Here is an 18169-nt window from a genome sequence, read left to right on the forward strand (position 1 = left end):
GAATACGACAACGAGGCGGGCGGTGTAAACCGCCAATCGCGCGGACGAGCGATTTTTTGTCCGCGCGACTGATGCCATGACCGTATCGGCGGCCTGCCAGCGGATCAAACCGGATTGGCGAGATCCGCGGCGCTAGTGAACGAATCCGCATAAAACTCATCTTCCGGCAGCTTGTGGTGCGCGGTGAAATCGCGCTGCGCCGATTCGACCATCACCGGCGCGCCACACGCGTACACCTGATAACCCGACAGATCCGGCAGATCTTCGATCACCGCACGGTGAACGAAGCCTGTTCGACCCGTCCATGCATCGTTCGCGTCGGGCTCGGAGAGCACCGGCACGAAGCGGAAGTTCGGCACGTCCTTCGCCCATTGCTCCGCCTGTTCGAGCAGATACAGATCCTTCTTGCGGCGCGCACCCCAGTACAGTGTCATCGGCCGGTCGATGTTCTTGAAAATCGCGTGTTCGACGATTGCCTTGAGCGGCGCGAAGCCCGTGCCCGATGCGAGCAGCACAATCGGCTTGTCCGAATCCTCGCGCAGGAAGAACGTGCCGAGCGGCGCCTCGAAGCGCAGGATGTCGCGCTCCTTCAGCGTGTTGAACACGTGATCCGTGAAGACGCCACCGGGCATGTGACGGATGTGCAGCTCGATCGGGCCTTCGGCATGCGGCGCACTCGCCATCGAATAGCTGCGGCGCTTGCCGTCCTTCAGGATGAATTCGAGGTACTGGCCGGCGAGATACTGCAGGCGTTCGTTGGCCGGCAGCTGAAGCTTCAGCACGACGACGTCGTCGGCCTTGCGCTCGACCGCGTTGACGCGGCACGGCAGCTTCTTGACCTGCACGTCGCCGACACCCGCCACTTCGCGGATATCGACTTCGAGATCCGAGCACGCGGTCGCGCAGCACAGCAGTGCCATGCCACGGGTCTTTTCATCGTTCGACAGCGCCGACGACGAATGCGGACGCTGCTCGACTTCGCCGGCGAGGACCGTGCCCTTGCACGAGCCACATGCGCCGTTCTTGCAGCCATAAGGCAGGCCCACGCCCTGGCGCAGGGCCGCGATCAGCACGGGTTCGTCGGGTTCTACCTGAAACTGCCGGCCGCTTTGCCGGAGCGTTACGTTAAATGCCATATATCGATCGAAAACGAAAAGTCGGGAATCGGTGCCTGCCGTGCCTGACGGCTACAATGCGTCCACCATGAAAGCGACACGAACCTTGCGCCGGCCGCGCCTGCTGATCGTCGGTTGCGGCGATGTCGGCATGCGCTGCGTCGAACTGCTGCATCCGCGCGCCCACGTCTTTGCCCTGACGAGCCACGAAGCGCGCCGCGCCGAACTGCGCGCGGCTGGCACCTCGCCGCTGGTCGGCGACCTGGACGTGCGTCGCAGCCTGAAGCGCCTTGCGGGCCTCGCGCCCGTGGTGCTGCATCTTGCCCCGCCGCAGAAGACCGGCGACGACGATCGCCGTACACGTGCGCTGCTCGCCGCGCTCACTTCGCGCCGCATGCAGCCGGCGCGCACCGCGTTCACGCCAGTCGCGCGGATGCGGCGTTCGCGCCTCGCATGGATGGATCGCGAAACAGCCAATATTGTACCCGAGCGGGGTGCCCGGCTCGCCCGGTCAGCCGCGCCGCTGCGCGTCGTCTACGCGAGCACGACGGGTGTCTATGGCGACTGCGGGGGCGCGCTGATCGACGAGACACGTAGCGTGCAGCCTGCCAGCGACCGCGCGAAGCGCCGGGTGTCGGCGGAGCAGCAGTTGCGCCGGGCGACAGCGCGCGGGACGGTGAGCGCCACGGTCGCGCGGATTCCGGGCATTTATGCGGGCAACAGGCTGCCGCTTGCGCGGCTGGAGAAGGGCACGCCCGCACTGACCGACGCCGACGATGTGTACACGAGTCACATTCACGCCGACGATCTCGCGGCGATCCTCGTACGGATGTCGACGCATGGCAGACCGGGGCGCGTCGTCCACGCCTCGGACGATTCGACGCTGAAAATGGCGGCCTGGTTCGACACGGTTGCCGATGCGTATGGTTTGCCGCGTCCTCCGCGCGTCACGCGTGAGGAAGCCGAGACTCAGCTCGAGCCGATGCTGCTGTCGTTCATGCGCGAATCGCGACGTCTTTTGAACACGAGGATGAAGCGCGAATTGCGGATGCGTTTGCGCTATCCGGCGGTGCAGGATTTTCTGCGGGCGAACGTGGGCGCATAACGCGCCACGAGGTGGTTGCAGCCAACTTCGTACATCGAATAGAAGGCACTGCTCTTCATCACGCACACTGCGCACATCACCGCGCATCGCTTCGGCGCGAAGCGATGCGGCGTCGCTCATCACCTACGTGATGCGATCCCGACTCACGTAATCGCGGGTAGCGCTTCCAGCAGCACGAAGCACAGGAGTGCGCCGACCAGCGCACCGATGAGGCTCGGAGGATAGCGGTGTCGCAGACGCATCATCGCCAGCGCACCGGCGATGAGAACGATCCCGAAACACACGAACGCAATCGTCATTGTTGAAATTTCATAACCATCGTGGATGATCATGGCGCCCCTCCTTGAATACTTTTTAATCGTTGTTTAATTGAGTATAGGGCGGGACGTAACGAAGGGCATGCTGCGGCGCAGCGCAACGGATACCTTTTTGCGCGGCAGTGTGAGATGGGTAACGCAGATGTCCGGCGACGGCAGTCCTCAAGTCGCGGCCTTCGGTGTTTACCCCGCCCGAAGCGCGGCGAGACTGGCTTCGTCGAGCCATTGCCATTCACCTTCGGCGAGCGCCGCGGGAAGCGCGAGGCCGCCGATGCGCTCCCGATGCAGCGCCTCCACGCGGTTGCCCGCCGCCGCGACCATCCGCTTCACCTGGTGATATTTGCCTTCCAGCACGGTGAGTTCGAGCGCGTGTCCGTCGCGCGCGCTGGCTGCGACCGCGGCGACCGGCGCGGACTCGCCATGCAGGAGCACGCCGACTCGCAATGCGTCGAGTTGCGCGTCGTCGAGCGGGTGACGGGTGGTGGCCAGATAAACCTTCGGCACCTTGCGTTTGGGCGACGTGAGCGCGTGAACGAACTGGCCGTCGTCGGAGAGCAGCAGCAGACCCGTCGTGTCCTGATCGAGGCGTCCGACGCATTGCACGCCACGCATCGCGAACTGCGGCGGCAGCAGGTTGAACACGCTCGGATGATGCTGCGGATCGCGCGAGCATTCATAACCCGCGGGCTTGTTCAGCAGGATGTACGCATGCTCGTGATAACGCCACGCGATTTCGTCGATGACGAACGTCAGCGTGTCGGTGGGGAAGTCGGCATCTGCGTCGGCGCAGACCACGCCGTCGATCGATACATGACCGCCAGTGACGAGTGCGCGGCACTGGCGTCGTGAGCCGAAACCCTGGGAAAACAGCACGCGTTCAAGATTCATCGGGGAGCAGAAAGACGGAGTGGCGGTGGTGTCGCGCGCAGTGAACGGGTGAGTGGGCGCATCCGTGTGCACCGGGTGACGGACTGCAGCCCGTCGCATCGCGTGCATTTTACCCGGCGGGCCGTTCAGGCCGGGCTCACGTTACTTGTCCACCGGAAGTGGGGCTGCGCAAGCGACGTCTTCAACCACACGCTCAATCGCGGCGAAGGCACGCGCCGGCTCGCGCCACCAGCGAGACGTGAGACGCGGGCGAGTTAAAATCACGGGTTTAGCCAGGCCCGCGTAGCGAAGTGCCCCGGCATCCGGTTTCCTGACAGCAAGGCGCAACACTTTGAAGAATCCACAGCATCACGACGGCCTGAAACGCGGCCTGAAGAATCGTCATATCCAGCTGATCGCGCTGGGCGGCGCGATCGGCACCGGCCTCTTTCTCGGCTCGGCGAGCGTATTGAAGGCGGCGGGTCCGTCGATGATTCTCGGTTACGCGATCGGCGGCATCATCGCGTTTTTCATCATGCGCCAACTCGGCGAAATGGTCGCGCAGGAACCGGTCGCCGGATCGTTCAGCCACTTCGCCTGCAAATACTGGGGCGACTTTCCGGGCTTCCTGTCAGGCTGGAATTACTGGGTGCTGTATGTGCTCGTCAGCATGGCCGAGCTCACGGCTGTCGGCACGTACGTGCATTACTGGTGGCCCGGTGTGCCGTCGTGGGTTTCGGCGCTCGTGTGCTTTGTCGTCATCAACGCGATCAATCTGGCGAACGTGAAGGCGTACGGCGAGACCGAGTTCTGGTTCGCGATCGTCAAGGTCGTGGCGGTGATCGGTATGATCCTGTTCGGCGGCTATCTGCTCGTGAGCGGTCATGGCGGTCCGCAGGCGTCGGTCACGAACCTGTGGCGCGACGGCGGCTTTTTCCCGCATGGCTTTCATGGGCTCTTCATGATGCTCGCGGTCATCATGTTTTCGTTCGGCGGGCTGGAGTTGATCGGTATCACCGCCGCGGAAGCTGACAACCCGCAAAAGAGCATTCCCAAAGCCGTGAATCAGGTGATCTACCGGATCCTGATTTTCTACATCTGCTCGCTTGCGGTGCTGCTTTCGTTGTATCCGTGGAACCAGGTGGCGTCCGGCGGCAGCCCGTTCGTGATGATCTTCTCGCAGATCGGCGCGGGTCTGACGGCGAACATCCTCAACATCGTCGTGCTGACGGCGGCGCTGTCGGTGTACAACAGCGGCGTGTATGCGAACAGCCGCATGCTGTACGGCCTCGCGGAGCAGGGCAACGCGCCGCGCGCGCTGCTGAAGGTCGACCGCCGCGGCGTGCCCTATATGGCGATCGGGCTCTCCGCGCTCGCGACGTTCGCGTGCGTGATCATCAACTATCTGATTCCGGCAGAGGCGCTCGGCGTGCTGATGGCGCTCGTCGTCGCTGCACTCGTGATCAACTGGTCGCTGATCAGCCTGACCCATCTGAAGTCGCGCAGGGCGATGGTGCAGGCAGGCGAAACGCTCGTCTTCAAGTCGCTCTGGTATCCGGTCAGCAACTGGATCTGTCTCGCGTTCATGGCGATGATCCTCGTGATTCTCGTCATGACGCCCGGGCTCGCCGTTTCAGTGCTGCTCGTGCCCGTGTGGCTGATCCTGATGTGGGCGGGTTATATCACGAAGCGGCGCTCCGCGGCTAAGCTCGCACGGGCCGGCAACGCGTAAGCGTGCCATCGTGCGATGACGTCACGGCTCGCGGGTTCAACGCGGCCATTGCCACGCTGGACCGGACAGCCGTTCAGCAAGAAAGCGCGATAGCGCTTCGACCGTGACGTCGCGTTCAGCAGCAGCGATGCTCACGTCCGCACGCTCGGCGTCAGCAGATCGGCGATGCCGATGCGGCCCGCGAATTCGATACGCTTTGATTCACCAGGCGCGATGACATCGGCGGCGCCATCATCGATAAAGTCGATCACGGTGCGCGCGGGCCGCGCGCCAGCCGGCAGGTCGACGACGCGCGCAATTTCTTCTGCGACCGCAACGGGGTCTGCATCTGCCGGCGACAACGCCGAGAGTCGCGCGCCCACCTGGTCGAGCAGGCCGTCGTAGCGGGCGTATTGGGCGGCGGTTGCCGTGTCGGCCGGTTTGCCGGCATTCGGAAAGTGCGCGGTGCCGCTCGTGAACGCGCCGGGCACGACGATCGACGTCTCCACGCCGAAGCGCGCGAGTTCATACGACATCGTCACGGCAAACGAATCCATCGCGGCCTTCGCGGCGGCATACGGGCCCATGAACGGAGGGTAGCCGCCGCGCGTCGTCGTGCTGCTTACCCACACCAGCAAACCCGACTGCTGTGCCCGAAGATGCGGCAGCGCGGCACGGTTGACGCGTTGCGCGCCGAGCACGTTGGTATCGAACACGCGGACGATCTCTTCCGGCGAGAACGCTTCGGTCGGGCCGATCACGAGGTGACCGGCGTTATGCACGATCACGTCGAGCCGGCCGCTGGCCTTCATGATTTCAGCGACAGCACTATCGGCCGATTCCTGCGACAGCACATCGAGTTCTAAAGCACGGATATCGAAGCCGCCGGCAAACGCATAATCGCGAAGTTCGCGCACACGGCTGGCGTTGCGGCCGGCGACGTCGCGCATGCTGGCGTACACCGTATGACCGTGCACGGCGAGCGCGCGAACCGTAAGGTTGCCGATCCCGGTCGACGCGCCGGTGACGAGAATGACCTGTTTCATGTTTCTGCTCCTTCTCTTGCGTATGAGTGGGGCGTGCGGCTGCGCCGCAGATTTGTCGATCGGCGTGCCGGCGCATTCGCAGGCGGACGCACGAGACGTGGTGCGCTCGCCGTTCGCGCATGCTTTCGCTTCAGACGATTCCGCCGTTGGCGCGCAGCGTCTGGCCGTTGATCCACGCGCCATCCGGACCGACGAGAAAGGCGACGGCGGCAGCGATGTCATCCGGCGTGCCGAGGCGTTCGAGCGGCGCGGCCTTGGCAAGTTTGTCGATCGTTTCCTGCGACTTGCCCGTGAGGAATAGGTCCGTGGCCGTCGGTCCCGGCGCGACCGCGTTGACGGTGATGCTGCGACCGCGCATTTCCTTGGCGAGGATGTTCGTCATCGTTTCAATTGCGGACTTCGTGGCCGCATAGACCGCGTAGCCCGGAAAGGCGAGACCGATGACGCTGGTCGAAAAGTTGACGATCCGGCCGCCGTCGTTCAGGCGCGTTGCGGCCTCGCGCATCGTGTTGAAGCTGCCCTTCAGGTTGATCGCGAAAACGCGGTCGAACGTGTCGTCGTCGTGTTCGGCGAGCGGTTTCACAGCGGGCATGATGCCGGCGTTGTTCACGAGAACGTCGATCTTGCCGAGTTGCGTTTCGACCGCGTCGAACATCTCGCGCACCGACTTCGCGCTCGACACATCCGCCTTCATGGCGAACGCCTTGCCGCCCGCCGCGGCGATTTCCGCAACGACTGCGTCAGCTTCCTCGACGCGATTCGAGTAATTCACGACGACGGTCATGCCGTCGTGCGCCAGACGTTTCGCGATGCTGGCGCCGATGCCGCGGGATGCTCCGGTAACAAGTGCGATCTTGCTCATGATGCTGCTCCTTGAATGGGTTCGAAAGGGGTTCAGTGATGCTGTGAATGCATTCTGCACGCGCTATCGAATTGGATAAATACGGTAGGATTGCCATAACTGTGCAATCTGGATCAACAATCGTATGGACCGCTTTCATTCGATGCAGGTATTCACGCGGATCGTCGAGCTGGGCAGCTTCACGGCTGCGGCCGATGCGCTGAACCTGCCGCGCGCCACTGTCACGCACGCGATCAAGCAGCTCGAAGCGCGGCTTGGCGTGCGTCTGCTTCAGCGCACGACGCGCAGTGTCAGCGCGACGCTCGACGGCGACGCCTACTACCGGCGCTGCGTGCGGCTACTGGCCGATCTGGAGGAGACGGAGTCGGTATTCACGGAGGCTTCGCTGAAGCCGAAGGGCAAGCTGCGGGTCGACATGCAGGCCACGCTCGCTCACGAGATCGTGCTGCCCGAGCTGGCTGCGTTCTGCGAACGGTACCCGGAGCTGGATCTGGATATCGGCTTTGGCGATCGCACCGTCGACATGGTGCGCGAGGGCTTCGACTGCGTGCTGCGGGCCGGCACGCCGAAGGATTCGACGATGGTGGCGCGCCGGCTTGCCGACATGGCGCAGGTGACGTGCGCGAGCAGCGCTTATCTCGACCGTCACGGCGAACCGCGAACACTTGAGGACCTGAAAGACCACTGGGCGGTGAATTACACGCTGGCCGCGACGGGGCGTGCGTGGCCGTTCGAATTTGTGATCGACGGCGTGCGGCGCGAGATCGAGATGAAGGGGCGCATTTCGGTATCGAACGCGGATGCGTACTTCTCGTGCTGTGTCGCGGGAATGGGGCTCGTGCAGGTGCCGCGATATCACGCGATGCAGGCCATCGCGAACGGCACGGTGCGCGAAGTGCTGAAAAACTGTCCACTGCCGACGATGCCGGTATCGGCGATGTATCCGCATCACCGGCAGCTGTCGCCGCGGGTGCGCGTGTTCGTGGACTGGCTGGCGGGGCTTTTCGGCCGGTGGGACGCGGGCGCGGCGGGCGATGCACGCGTGGGCTGAGCAGTGACGCCGGGCGGAACTTTCAGGCGTAAAAAACAAAACCCGCGGCATCGTCATGATGGGCGCGGGTTTTTGCTACTGCTTTTTTTACTGAATGAAGCGATGTTCTGGTGCCCAGGGCCGGACTCGAACCGGCACGCCTTGCGGCGGGGGATTTTGAGTCCCCTGCGTCTACCTGTTTCACCACCTGGGCTTGTGGGTGCTTATGGGTAATACGTCGATGTTGCCTTGATATTTCCTCGCGCGGAAGTAACCCAGCGCTGCGGGAAACGCGGATTATGGCTGAAAACGCGTCTCCGGGCAAGTTGCCGGGCGGCCCGCCACGGCCGCGACGGCCCTCAAAGCGTGCGCGAAAACCGCTCCAGCGTCTGCTGGCCGAGATAGCGGTCGAACACCATTGCGATATTGCGCACCAGCATCCGGCCCGCGGGCAGCACATCCAGACGTCGCGCGCCGATCGACACGAGCCCGTCGTCCGCGAACGATTGCAGGTGGGCGAGTTCCGGCGCGAACGTCTCGGTGAAACCGATGCCGTACGTCGCGTCGAATTCGTCGAAACGCAGTTCGAGATTGCACATCAATTGCGTGATGACATCGCGACGCAGGCGGTCGTCGTGCGTCAGACGCACGCCTCGCGTGATCGCGAGGCGATCCGCATCGATCGCTTCGGCCCATGCGGGCAGTTCTTTTTCGTTCTGCGCGTACACATCGCCGACCTTGCCGATCGACGATGCGCCGAAGCCGATCAGATCGCATTCCGCCCGCGTGCTGTAGCCCTGGAAATTGCGATGCAGCGTGCGCTGCGCCTGCGCGCGTGCGAGTTCATCGGAGGGCAGCGCGAAGTGATCCATGCCGATGTACACGTATCCCGCACCGGTCAGACGCTCGACCACGCGACGCAGGATCGCGAGCCGCACTTCCGGCGAGGGCAGCGTTGCCGGGTCCATCTGGCGTTGCATCTTGAAGCGTTGCGGCATGTGCGCGTAGCCGAACACCGATAGCCGGTCGGGCGCGAGCGCGAGCATGGTGTCGAGCGTGTTGCTGAAGCTGTCGACGGTTTGATGCGGCAACCCGTAGATCAGATCGACCCCGATCGAATGGAAACCGTGCGCGCGCGCCGCGTGCATCACGCTGCTGGTCATTTCGAGGGGCTGGATGCGGTTGATGGCCTGCTGCACACGCAGATCGAAGTCCTGCACGCCGAGACTCAAACGGTTGAAGCCCATCGAGCGCAGGTGCGCGACCGTTTCCGGCGAAGCCTCGCGCGGGTCGACCTCGATCGAATATTCACCGTGCGCGTCGGGCGCGAGCTGGAAGTGTTCGCGCGTGGCCGCCATCAGTTCGGCCATTTCGTCGTGCGAGAGAAACGTCGGTGTGCCGCCGCCCCAATGCAGTTGCGACACGACACGCTTCGTATCGAACAACGCCGCCTGCAACGCGACCTCACGTTTCAACCGGTCGAGATAGGGACGCGCATGCGCACGGTTCTTCGTCACGACCTTGTTGCAGCCGCAATAGAAGCAGACGGTGTCGCAAAACGGAATGTGGAAATACAGCGAAAGGTCGGTGCCTGCCGCGCCAGGATCGGCTGCGGCGCGTGTGTAATCGGCCAGGCTGAAATCGTCGCGGAACTGAAGTGCCGTTGGATAGGACGTATACCGTGGGCCGTTTGCGTTGTACTTCGCGAGGAGGTCGGGGCGAAAGAGCGTGTCGGTGTCGGCGGCGGTCATGGAAATGGTGTGATGGCGCGGCGCTGAACGAACCGCGCGCCATCGGCATTCACGAATCGAGGCGCGTCGGACAGCGCGGGCGCCTTGTGGGCGTGGCGTTTCGAACCCGACGAGTGTACGTGAGCGCTCGCGATGAACATTGTGTAAAAAGGTCGCACGCGCGGCGATGGCACAATGCGGGTCGGGCGCATGCTCGCCTCTGTTAGAAGGTTGGTGTTCCAGGAATTTTCGTCGTGATGGTTGCTTCCTTGCAGGTTTCTCCGTTTGCCGTGCCGGACCACGCGTGCCGCCCTGATTGCGGCGCGTGCTGCATCGCGCCTTCGATTTCGAGCCCGATTCCCGGCATGCCGAACGGCAAACCCGCTGGCGTGCGGTGCGTGCAGCTCGGCGACGATCTGCGCTGTGCGATTTTCGGAGCGCCGGAGCGGCCCGCATGCTGCTCCGGGCTACAACCGCAAACGGACATGTGCGGCACGTCGCGCACTGAAGCGCTCGCGTGGCTCACGACGCTCGAAGCCGATACGCAGCCTTCGCGGCCACATCAATCGTTATCGTGAGCGCAGCAAGGCGTGCTGACCCAGACGGCATTCATCCCGATCCGTTGCACGTTCGACATGGTTTCAACAGGAGGTTTCGCATGACTCAAGCCGCCGCGCCAGCGAGGCGCCGGTTCCTGCTCGCCGCGTGCGCCGCGGCTGGCGTCAGCGTTTCGCTGGCCGCGTGTGCCGCATCGACGTTTCCCTTCATTCCGGACCACTACACGTTCTCGCCGCAGCAGGTGCAGGAAGCGGTACAACGCAAGTTTCCGTATCAGCGGACGGTCTCGCAGGTGTTCGATGTCGCGTTGACGAATCCTGTCGTTGGCTTTCTGCCGGACACGAACCGTGTGTCCGTGAAGCTCGATGCGCGGCTGGTGAGCCCGTTCATGCCGCAACCGGTGAACGGTGTATTCACGCTATCGAGTGAGCTTGCGTACGACGCGACGATGCGCGCGGTAGTGCTGAAGCAGCCGACGGTCGACAACGTCACGGTCAGCGGCGACGCGCAGGCCTACACGCAGCAGATCAACGCCGCCGCCGCGCTGCTCGCGACGCAGTTGCTGACCAACTATCCGATCTACACCTTCAAGCCCGAACAGTTGCAATTTGCCGGTGTGAATTACGAACCCGGTACAATCACTATCCTTACAAACGGCATACGCGTGCAGATCGTCGAAAAATGACGGATGCGCGGCCGGCGGGGCCGCGCGACGCTGGCTGGCCCAATCAGAACACCTTCAGAAAAAGGGCCCCGGATGGACTGGATATTGATCTGCAAGGCGCTGGTTCTTGGCGTCGTCGAAGGCTTGACGGAGTTTTTGCCGGTGTCGAGCACCGGGCATCTGATCGTTGCGGGAAGTCTGCTCAACTTCAATCCCCCAGACGCGAAGACGTTCGACGTCGTGATCCAGCTCGGCGCGATTTTCGCGGTGTGCTGGGAGTACCGTCGCAAGATCGGCAGCGTCGTGAGCGGCCTGCCATCGCAGCCCCTCGCGCGGCGCTTCACATTGAACGTGATCGTCGCGACGATTCCCGCGGTCGTGCTCGGTCTGCTGTTCGAAAAAGCGATCAAGGCAGCGCTGTTCTCGCCGGTGCCGGTCGCACTGGCGCTCGTGACCGGCGGTCTCGTGATCCTGTGGGCCGAGGCGCGTCAGCGTGACCGGGGCACCGCGCCGCGCGTGCATTCGGTCGACGATCTCACACCGTTCGATGCGCTCAAGGTCGGCGTCGCGCAGTGCTTCGCGCTGGTGCCGGGCATGTCGCGCTCGGGCTCGACGATCATCGGCGGGATGCTGTTCGGTCTCGACCGGCGCGTTGCCACCGAGTTCTCGTTTTTCCTCGCGATTCCGATCATCTTCGGCGCGACGCTCTACGAGATGGTCAAAAGCTGGCACACGCTGACCGCCGATGCGCTCGGCCTTTTTGCAGTCGGCCTGATCGCCGCGTTCATCAGCGCGTTTGTGTGCGTGCGCTGGCTGTTGCGTTACATCGCGGCGCACGATTTCACGGTATTCGCGTGGTACCGGATCGGCTTTGGTCTGCTGATTTTGCTGATCGGTTATAGCGGCGGGTTGAGCTGGGCCGATTGAGATTGCGCACTTCCATAGCGCACGTTGAATGAAAAAGGACCGCCTGGTGTGGAGCGGTCCTTGTTCATTTTCATGTCCGGCGAAATCCGGCTGCGTTCAACCGCCTGAGCGCCGGCGAAAGACGAGATCCCACACACCGTGCCCGAGCCGCAAACCGCGACGCTCGAATTTCGTCACCGGACGATAGTCCGGACGCGGCGCGTAGCCTTCCGCGGTGTTTTCAAGCGCGGGTTCGGCGCCGAGCACTTCCAGCATCTGTTCGGCGTAGTTCTGCCAGTCGGTGGCGCAGTGCAGGTAGGCGCCCGGCTTGAGCCTCGACACGAGCAGCGCGACGAACTTCGGCTGGATCAGACGGCGCTTGTGATGGCGCGCCTTGTGCCACGGATCGGGGAAGAAGATGTGCACGCCGTCGAGGCTTTCCGGCGCGATCATCTGTTCGAGCACTTCCACCGCATCGTGCTGGATGATGCGGATATTCGACAGCGACTGTTCGCCCATCAGCTTCAGCAGCGCACCGACGCCAGGCTCATGCACTTCGACGCCGAGGAAGTCGTCGCCGGCGCGATGCGCGGCGATCTCCGCGGTCGTCGCGCCCATGCCGAACCCGATCTCCAGCACGCGCGGCGCCTCGCGACCGAACACGATGTTCCAGTCGGGCTGTTCGCCGGAAAACGGCACGACGAAGCGCGGACCGAGCTCGTCCATCGCGCGACGCTGGCCCGTCGAAACGCGCCCCGCACGGGTGACGAAGCTGCGGATGCGACGTAGATGCAGCGCATCGGGCGAGTGTGCGCTGCCGGCTTCGCTGGCTGCGGTTTCGCTGGAGAGATCGTCGGTGGCCTCGGAGGCGGGCGGACGGGTTTCGTTCGGGTCGTGGATCATCGTCGATGACTGCAAGGGTGAAGGCGCCGGGTGCGATGGCCGCATTGGCCGCGCCGTGATACGTCAGCGGGAATATCGACGGTGGTGCGTTTGCCGTCGCCCTGACGAAAAAGCCGCCTTCGATGAGGCGGCTCTCGTGCTGGATTTCCGCTGGAGATCAGCTGAATGTGGAGCGGGCGATGGGAATCGAACCCACGTCTTCAGCTTGGGAAGCTGAGGTAATGGCCATTATACGACGCCCGCAGAGCGCGCTATTTTACGCGGTTTCGCGCGATTCATGCAAACGGGGATTCTGGCGGGTGGGGTGAAAAGTGTATGCACTTCGAAAATTCTTGCTGGATTCGCGAGCGTAGGCGTCGTGTAGTAGATACGCGAAGCTTATTGCACGCGTTCAGTGACCGTCTGTGGCCAATCCTTGAGCCGTTCTTATCAGTGAGGATCCGCCTGTTCATATGCGTCGTGGCGCGACCGCCTTGATCTGGTTTGCTCAAGTTTCGTATGTCCGCCGGGCTCTTTCGCTTCTGAAGTCGGCGTTGCCGGTGAACCCGATGGTACTGGGCTGCCAGTGAAGAATGACTTCCATCCGACGGCGAACGACTGAACTTGAGATGGCGTGGTTTGGGTCAGTTGAGCTAGCCCAAGCAATCCAATCAATACACCGAAGATTGCAAGCCGCTTTTGTAGCTTCGTTTCAAAGGCAGATTCCGCTGCCGTACGCTGCATCCGGCTAATCTCGGCGATTCGGCTTAGTTGATCAACTAATTCCCGGCAAAGTGGCCCGAGAAGCAGTCGATCGCGAATCGCCACGTACAGCGGGCCAACTTCAGTGGTTGCGACGCGAGCCGGCGCTTCGAAGTAGTAGCTGGCCAAAAAACGGGAAATCTCAGCATGCATCGGTTCTGCGCGAATTTCGAGCGAGCCGTTTCGGCATGTTTCTGCGAGATCGTTGATCGCTTCTTCCAGAACACGGTGATACGCCAAGCCCAGCATGTAAGCCGCCAAGGCGCGTCCAGCGCGCTCACCACCCGGCTCAGATGAAAACACAACCATGCCTTTCGCATCAACCGCTGCTTTGAGGCGACCGATATCTTGATAGCAATCTTCCGTCAGCGTAGCGGAGCCACGCAGGAACATGGACATTTCACCAATCGATGTTTCGAACGCGTTGTTCGACCAGACGAAGCGTCCAACTTCCTCGACACGAGAATCAGGTTCGACACATTGGTTGGCGCGTCTCCAGGCAACGCCAACAGCACCGTCTGTCGTATTGTCTATCGGACAGAAACAGAACACGATTGCGCGGTCTGCGTCTGAAAAAAAACGGACTACTGTCGGCTCAGGTGCGCCTATGCGAGTGCTCGTCATCGTTGAACTGTGGACGGGCCGCAAAAAATACTTCCCTTCAAGGGCGGTGCTCAGCTTCAACGTCTTGAGCGGTTGATCTAGCAGATATACGACGCCTTGCACTCTAATCTTTGGGAAAGCGCCGGGGACGGCGCACTTTACTTAAATGTTTCCCCGTTGTTTACGGCATATGCTTAACATTCTGAAGTCACATGAGTGGCTCTTCTATCGGATCTTGATGACAACCTTACCCTTTGCGCGTCCTGTTTCCACGTAAGCCAGAGCCTCGCTGGTTGACTCGAACGGGAAAACCCGATCGATCACGGGCTTTATCGCAGCTGCGTCGATGAGCGTGGCGATCTGGCTTAACTGGTCTCCATCCGCGCGCATGAAAACAAATGAATAGCTGACGTCATGACGTTTCGCCGCTTTTCTGATGCGATAGCTCAGAAAGCGCATCACCGTTTTCAGGAACCAGGAGGCACCCATCTCTTTCGCGAATTCGGGATCGGGCGGACCGGCGATCCCGATGAGTTTGCCACCCGGCCTGAGCACTCGCAGCGACCTCTCGAGGGTATTGCCGCCTTGCGTATCCAGCACCACATCGCAGTCTTTCAGTACGCCGGTAAAGTCATCTTTCCTGTAATCGATGACGATATCCGCACCGAGTTGCTTCACCAATTCCGCATTCCCCGCGCTCGCTGTCGTCGCGACGGTCGCACCCACGTGCTTCGCCAGCTGAATGGCAAAGGTGCCAACGCCGCCGGAGCCGGCGTGTATGAGCACTTTTTGTCCTTTCTTCAACTGCCCTTTTTCGATCAGCGCCTGCCAGGCGGTCAGGCCCACCAACGGGATCGAAGCTGCTTCTTCCATCGTGAGTGCGTTGGGCTTGAGCGCCACGCCGTCTTCCTTGATCGCGATGAATTCCGCGAAAGTACCGATCCGGTCTTTGTGCGGCCGGGCATAGACCTCATCGCCCGGCTTGAAGCGCCGCACGCGTGATCCGACGCGGACAACGACCCCGGCAACATCGTTGCCCAGAATCAGGGGCAAACGGTAAGGCAGAATGAGCTTGAACTCTCCGTCTCTGATTTTGGAATCGAGAGGGTTCACGCCAGCGGCGTGAATCTGGATCAATACGTCATCCTCGCGCGGCTCCGGGACCGGCATATCGCCAGCTCGTACGCCATTCTTGCGTCCATATCGATCGACGACGAATGCCTTCATCACGGTTCCTTGTCAGTTTCTCGTTGCGTCAGGTTGTTTCTCAGGCGGTAGCACGGATGTAGAAGTGCAGACCGGTGGCAACACGGCATGTGTCGACCTCGACGAACATGCCAGCACGTCCTTGTGCTCTGCCGTTTGAACAGGGGGCAGTAACGCCGTCTACGTTGCGAGCCGCAGATCTTTGCGAATACCGGCGTCTACCAGGCCCGCGGGCGCAAATCTGCGTAGCAATCGCAGACGGCCGGCGAGTCCACCGGCTGAATAGCGGAGTTTCGGGCGAGCCGCGAGGGCGGCCTGCAGCACGGTTTCGGCCACAACCTCAGGACCGTCAGCGCCCTCGACCACCTCCTTCACTCGCTTATCCACGGCCGAGCGCACCTCGCGGTACTCGTCGAGGGGGCTGTCGGGCGCCATGAAGTTCGCGTCGAAAGGCGTCTTGATATAGGCAGGCTCAATGACCGATACCCGGATGCCCATCGTGCGCAACTCATGGTCGAGCGACTCCGAATAGCCTGCGACCGCATGCCTGGTGGCGGAATACAGCGCCATATAGGGCATGGGCAGGAAACCCAGCGCAGAGCCGATGTTGATGATGCGGCCGCGACCTTGTTGCCGCATATGGGGTAACACGGCACGCGTCATACGGATAATCCCGAAGAAGTTCGTATCGAAGATTGCGCGGGCCTGGTCAATCGAACTCTCTTCCGCAGCGGCAGGGGCGACGCCGAAGCCAGCGTTGTTCACCAGCAGGTCGATGTGGCCGTGCAGGCGCAGAACTTCCTTGACGGCGGCTTCAACCGATTCCTCGTCAGTCACGTCAAGTGACAGCATTTCGAACGTCTGCTGGCCGGCTTGTGCACCACGCCGACTGGTGCCATAGACCTTGTATCCGGCCTTCGCAAGCCGCCTTGCCGTGGCTTCGCCGATTCCTGACGAGGCGCCCGTGACGAGCGCTATTCTGGTTTCCATGATGTCCTTCCGATATTGAGGGATGTCTTTACGTGACTGGTCGGGCATTCATTTTTTTAAAATATGATTGTCATCATATTTTTGATCCAGCGAAAACCAGCACCGGGCCGACGGGATTCATGCATCAGTGGGCGCGAGTTGTTTCAATGTTGCTTCGAGAAAATTTTCCGACAGCCTGGAGTCGTCAACGGCACGCGCCAGCACCATGGTGCCAACCATGGTGGCCACCATCACAAGTGCCTGTTCGTGCGCGCCCGGCTGGCCCCAATCGGGCAACTGACGCGCCACGACATCGATCATCTCCTTGATGCGGCGGGTGGCTGCGCGCCGCACCGCCGGCGCCTGGCGCGGCATTTCCGAGCCAAGAGCGGAGACTGGGCAGCCAGTCTCAATATTTTCACAATGCTCCTTCGACAGATAGGCGCGCACCATTGACGGCAACGCCTGCTCTGGCGACACGGAGGCGGCGATCTGCTCCGACAGGGCCACGGCTTCAGCGCCGGCGCGGTCAGCCGCTTCGGCAAGCAGCACCTCGCGCGATGGAAAGTGCGCATAGAAGCCGCCATGCGTCAGACCGGCCTCCTTCATGATGTCGGCCACTCCCGTGCCGTCGTAACCGCTGCGCCGAATCGCGCGCGCGGCAACCTCGACGATGCGTTCGTGCGTGATTTCCTTACGGCTGACGGTTTTCCGATTGACTGGCTGCCTCTTCATGATGAACATCATATAGCATTTCGGCGTATTTCTCTGTGCGGAGCAATGTCGATGGAGATCGATGCGCCACCCAGACAACGCCGAGCAGTGCAACCAGCGTAGGACGCAGAACCCGAACCCGGTGTCTGCCTGGCGGTGGTCCTGGCAAGTGTTACCGTCGTCATGTCATCCAGCATCCGTGGCCGGCGATTGAACTTGCGGTAAAGACTGTGCCGAGACCGGGCGAGGGGGATCGCTGGCGATCACCCGGTCGAATGTCGATCTGGACTGGCGCGTGGCGCGATTCCCGATGATGAAGAACGGCAGGCCGCGCACGAACCCGCTATCGAGTCGCGCGGCGGCAGGTGCATGTCGTAACGACTATTGACGGTTGGCACCGGAACCGTCAGCTATCAAGATCGTGGGAGACTTCGCAATCAGATCCCAAACAGCGTCAGCGAAACAGCCGCACGCGTTACCACCATCAACAGCACCTGCACGATCACGAACAGCAGGATCGGCGAGAGATCGATCCCACCCAGTTGCGGCACGAACCGGCGCAGCGGATTCAGAAACGGCGCAGTCAGCTGATACAGGATCGGCATGGCCGGCGAACGCGGATTGAGCCACGACAGCAACGCCATCAGGATCGTCAGCCAGATGATCAGGTTGAGCGCCCACTTGATCATCGTCAGCAGCGCGACGATCAGGAGCGTCGGCATCAGGCCGAGCGGATCGACGCCCGCGAGCCACACCATCGCGACCACATAGATCACCGCCGCGATGAGGGCCGCGATGAGGCTGGCCCAGTCGATGCTGCGGGTGCTGGGAATGATCCGCCTCAACGGCAGCACGATCCAGTTCGTGACCTGCAACACGGCGTTCGACACCGGGTTGTACGGCGGCATGCGGACAACCTGCAGCCAGGCACGCAACAGCAGCGCCGCGCCGAACAGGGTGAAAACGGTATTGAGCAGAAAACGGGCGATATCGCCGACCATCTCGTGTCCTTTCCTTCTTTAGTTATTCGTAGCGGCCGCACGTGGCGAGCCGGCTTCATCAGGCAACTGTTGTATTCGAACCAGTGCGTGCAGATGGTGCGCATGGACGCGCACCCTGATC

The 18169-nt window shown here is 62.1% G+C and carries 18 protein-coding genes and 2 tRNA genes; 6 read left to right on the plus strand and 14 right to left on the minus strand.

Annotated elements, in window-relative coordinates; translation table 11 throughout:
• Positions 1-104: 104 nt before the first annotated feature.
• Entirely contained in the window at positions 105-1136 is a 1032-nt protein-coding gene (locus tag LPA37_RS20195) for a CDP-6-deoxy-delta-3,4-glucoseen reductase (protein WP_229013485.1), read from the minus strand.
• Between the two features lie 67 nt (positions 1137-1203).
• Between LPA37_RS20195 and LPA37_RS20200 the strand changes: the two genes are divergently transcribed.
• Positions 1204-2220, plus strand: coding sequence for an NAD-dependent epimerase/dehydratase family protein (locus LPA37_RS20200; protein ID WP_229013487.1), 1017 nt, complete (start codon positions 1204-1206; stop codon positions 2218-2220).
• A gap of 143 nt (positions 2221-2363) precedes the next feature.
• On the opposite strand, the gene LPA37_RS20205 is transcribed toward LPA37_RS20200, so the two are convergent.
• Both LPA37_RS20205 and LPA37_RS20210 read right to left on the minus strand, forming a co-directional pair.
• On the minus strand, positions 2364-2552 hold the full coding sequence (locus tag LPA37_RS20205; RefSeq protein ID WP_228976996.1) for a hypothetical protein: 189 nt from the start codon (positions 2550-2552) through the stop codon (positions 2364-2366).
• 168 nt (positions 2553-2720) lie between these two features.
• Entirely contained in the window at positions 2721-3425 is a 705-nt protein-coding gene (locus LPA37_RS20210; RefSeq protein WP_228976998.1) for a pseudouridine synthase, read from the minus strand.
• Between the two features lie 331 nt (positions 3426-3756).
• On the opposite strand from LPA37_RS20210, the gene LPA37_RS20215 reads away from it, so the two are divergent.
• Positions 3757-5136, plus strand: a complete 1380-nt coding sequence (locus LPA37_RS20215; protein WP_228977000.1) for an amino acid permease — start codon at positions 3757-3759, stop codon at positions 5134-5136.
• A 131-nt stretch (positions 5137-5267) separates the two neighbouring features.
• On the opposite strand, the gene LPA37_RS20220 is transcribed toward LPA37_RS20215, so the two are convergent.
• A complete protein-coding gene (locus LPA37_RS20220) occupies positions 5268-6161 on the minus strand; it encodes an SDR family oxidoreductase (RefSeq protein ID WP_229013488.1) in 894 nt (297 codons plus the stop codon).
• Between the two features lie 130 nt (positions 6162-6291).
• Positions 6292-7023 (minus strand): SDR family oxidoreductase, encoded by a 732-nt coding sequence (locus LPA37_RS20225; protein ID WP_228977004.1) that lies wholly within the window; start codon positions 7021-7023, stop codon positions 6292-6294.
• A 124-nt stretch (positions 7024-7147) separates the two neighbouring features.
• Between LPA37_RS20225 and LPA37_RS20230 the strand changes: the two genes are divergently transcribed.
• Positions 7148-8074: a LysR family transcriptional regulator gene (locus LPA37_RS20230; RefSeq protein ID WP_228977006.1), complete on the plus strand. Its 927-nt coding sequence runs from the start codon at positions 7148-7150 to the stop codon at positions 8072-8074.
• Between the two features lie 108 nt (positions 8075-8182).
• On the opposite strand, the gene LPA37_RS20235 is transcribed toward LPA37_RS20230, so the two are convergent.
• Both LPA37_RS20235 and hemN read right to left on the minus strand, forming a co-directional pair.
• Positions 8183-8267, minus strand: a tRNA-Leu gene (locus tag LPA37_RS20235).
• Between the two features lie 145 nt (positions 8268-8412).
• Entirely contained in the window at positions 8413-9804 is a 1392-nt protein-coding gene (hemN, locus tag LPA37_RS20240) for an oxygen-independent coproporphyrinogen III oxidase (protein ID WP_229013489.1), read from the minus strand.
• Between the two features lie 236 nt (positions 9805-10040).
• Here hemN and LPA37_RS20245 point away from each other — a divergent pair, with 236 nt between their 5' ends.
• The 3 genes from LPA37_RS20245 (at position 10041) to LPA37_RS20255 (ending at position 11932) form a co-directional block, all read left to right on the plus strand.
• A complete protein-coding gene (locus LPA37_RS20245) occupies positions 10041-10361 on the plus strand; it encodes a YkgJ family cysteine cluster protein (RefSeq protein ID WP_228977167.1) in 321 nt (106 codons plus the stop codon).
• Between the two features lie 80 nt (positions 10362-10441).
• Positions 10442-11026: a DUF1439 domain-containing protein gene (locus LPA37_RS20250; RefSeq protein ID WP_228977009.1), complete on the plus strand. Its 585-nt coding sequence runs from the start codon at positions 10442-10444 to the stop codon at positions 11024-11026.
• Between the two features lie 72 nt (positions 11027-11098).
• Positions 11099-11932, plus strand: coding sequence for an undecaprenyl-diphosphate phosphatase (locus LPA37_RS20255; RefSeq protein ID WP_229013491.1), 834 nt, complete (start codon positions 11099-11101; stop codon positions 11930-11932).
• Between the two features lie 96 nt (positions 11933-12028).
• Here LPA37_RS20255 and trmB read toward each other — a convergent pair whose 3' ends face one another.
• The 7 genes from trmB to LPA37_RS20290 all read right to left on the minus strand — a co-directional run bounded on the left by trmB (position 12029) and on the right by LPA37_RS20290 (position 18048).
• On the minus strand, positions 12029-12814 hold the full coding sequence (trmB, locus tag LPA37_RS20260; RefSeq protein ID WP_229013504.1) for a tRNA (guanosine(46)-N7)-methyltransferase TrmB: 786 nt from the start codon (positions 12812-12814) through the stop codon (positions 12029-12031).
• 168 nt (positions 12815-12982) lie between these two features.
• Positions 12983-13057 (minus strand) — tRNA-Gly (locus LPA37_RS20265).
• A 186-nt stretch (positions 13058-13243) separates the two neighbouring features.
• Positions 13244-14281, minus strand: a complete 1038-nt coding sequence (locus LPA37_RS20270; protein ID WP_229013492.1) for a hypothetical protein — start codon at positions 14279-14281, stop codon at positions 13244-13246.
• A gap of 102 nt (positions 14282-14383) precedes the next feature.
• Positions 14384-15385 (minus strand): NADP-dependent oxidoreductase, encoded by a 1002-nt coding sequence (locus LPA37_RS20275; protein ID WP_229013493.1) that lies wholly within the window; start codon positions 15383-15385, stop codon positions 14384-14386.
• A gap of 159 nt (positions 15386-15544) precedes the next feature.
• Complete coding sequence (locus tag LPA37_RS20280; protein ID WP_229013495.1) at positions 15545-16354, minus strand: oxidoreductase; 810 nt, start codon at positions 16352-16354, stop codon at positions 15545-15547.
• 117 nt (positions 16355-16471) lie between these two features.
• Positions 16472-17080, minus strand: a complete 609-nt coding sequence (locus LPA37_RS20285; protein ID WP_229013496.1) for a TetR/AcrR family transcriptional regulator — start codon at positions 17078-17080, stop codon at positions 16472-16474.
• Between the two features lie 404 nt (positions 17081-17484).
• Positions 17485-18048, minus strand: a complete 564-nt coding sequence (locus tag LPA37_RS20290) for a YggT family protein (protein ID WP_229013498.1) — start codon at positions 18046-18048, stop codon at positions 17485-17487.
• Between the last annotated feature and the right edge of the window lie 121 nt (positions 18049-18169).

The sequence above is a fragment of the Paraburkholderia gardini genome, from assembly GCF_907164545.1.
GTDB lineage: Bacteria > Pseudomonadota > Gammaproteobacteria > Burkholderiales > Burkholderiaceae > Paraburkholderia > Paraburkholderia gardini.

Coding starts and splice junctions, on each gene's coding strand:
- LPA37_RS20195 (WP_229013485.1), bottom strand. CDS start 1,136: ATGGCATTTAACGTAACGCTCCGGCAAAGCGGCCGGCAGTTTCAGGTA.
- LPA37_RS20200 (WP_229013487.1), top strand. CDS start 1,204: ATGAAAGCGACACGAACCTTGCGCCGGCCGCGCCTGCTGATCGTCGGT.
- LPA37_RS20205 (WP_228976996.1), bottom strand. CDS start 2,552: ATGATCATCCACGATGGTTATGAAATTTCAACAATGACGATTGCGTTC.
- LPA37_RS20210 (WP_228976998.1), bottom strand. CDS start 3,425: ATGAATCTTGAACGCGTGCTGTTTTCCCAGGGTTTCGGCTCACGACGC.
- LPA37_RS20220 (WP_229013488.1), bottom strand. CDS start 6,161: ATGAAACAGGTCATTCTCGTCACCGGCGCGTCGACCGGGATCGGCAAC.
- LPA37_RS20225 (WP_228977004.1), bottom strand. CDS start 7,023: ATGAGCAAGATCGCACTTGTTACCGGAGCATCCCGCGGCATCGGCGCC.
- LPA37_RS20230 (WP_228977006.1), top strand. CDS start 7,148: ATGGACCGCTTTCATTCGATGCAGGTATTCACGCGGATCGTCGAGCTG.
- hemN (WP_229013489.1), bottom strand. CDS start 9,804: ATGACCGCCGCCGACACCGACACGCTCTTTCGCCCCGACCTCCTCGCG.
- LPA37_RS20245 (WP_228977167.1), top strand. CDS start 10,041: ATGGTTGCTTCCTTGCAGGTTTCTCCGTTTGCCGTGCCGGACCACGCG.
- LPA37_RS20250 (WP_228977009.1), top strand. CDS start 10,442: ATGACTCAAGCCGCCGCGCCAGCGAGGCGCCGGTTCCTGCTCGCCGCG.
- LPA37_RS20255 (WP_229013491.1), top strand. CDS start 11,099: ATGGACTGGATATTGATCTGCAAGGCGCTGGTTCTTGGCGTCGTCGAA.
- trmB (WP_229013504.1), bottom strand. CDS start 12,814: ATGATCCACGACCCGAACGAAACCCGTCCGCCCGCCTCCGAGGCCACC.
- LPA37_RS20275 (WP_229013493.1), bottom strand. CDS start 15,385: ATGAAGGCATTCGTCGTCGATCGATATGGACGCAAGAATGGCGTACGA.
- LPA37_RS20280 (WP_229013495.1), bottom strand. CDS start 16,354: ATGGAAACCAGAATAGCGCTCGTCACGGGCGCCTCGTCAGGAATCGGC.
- LPA37_RS20285 (WP_229013496.1), bottom strand. CDS start 17,080: ATGATGTTCATCATGAAGAGGCAGCCAGTCAATCGGAAAACCGTCAGC.
- LPA37_RS20290 (WP_229013498.1), bottom strand. CDS start 18,048: ATGGTCGGCGATATCGCCCGTTTTCTGCTCAATACCGTTTTCACCCTG.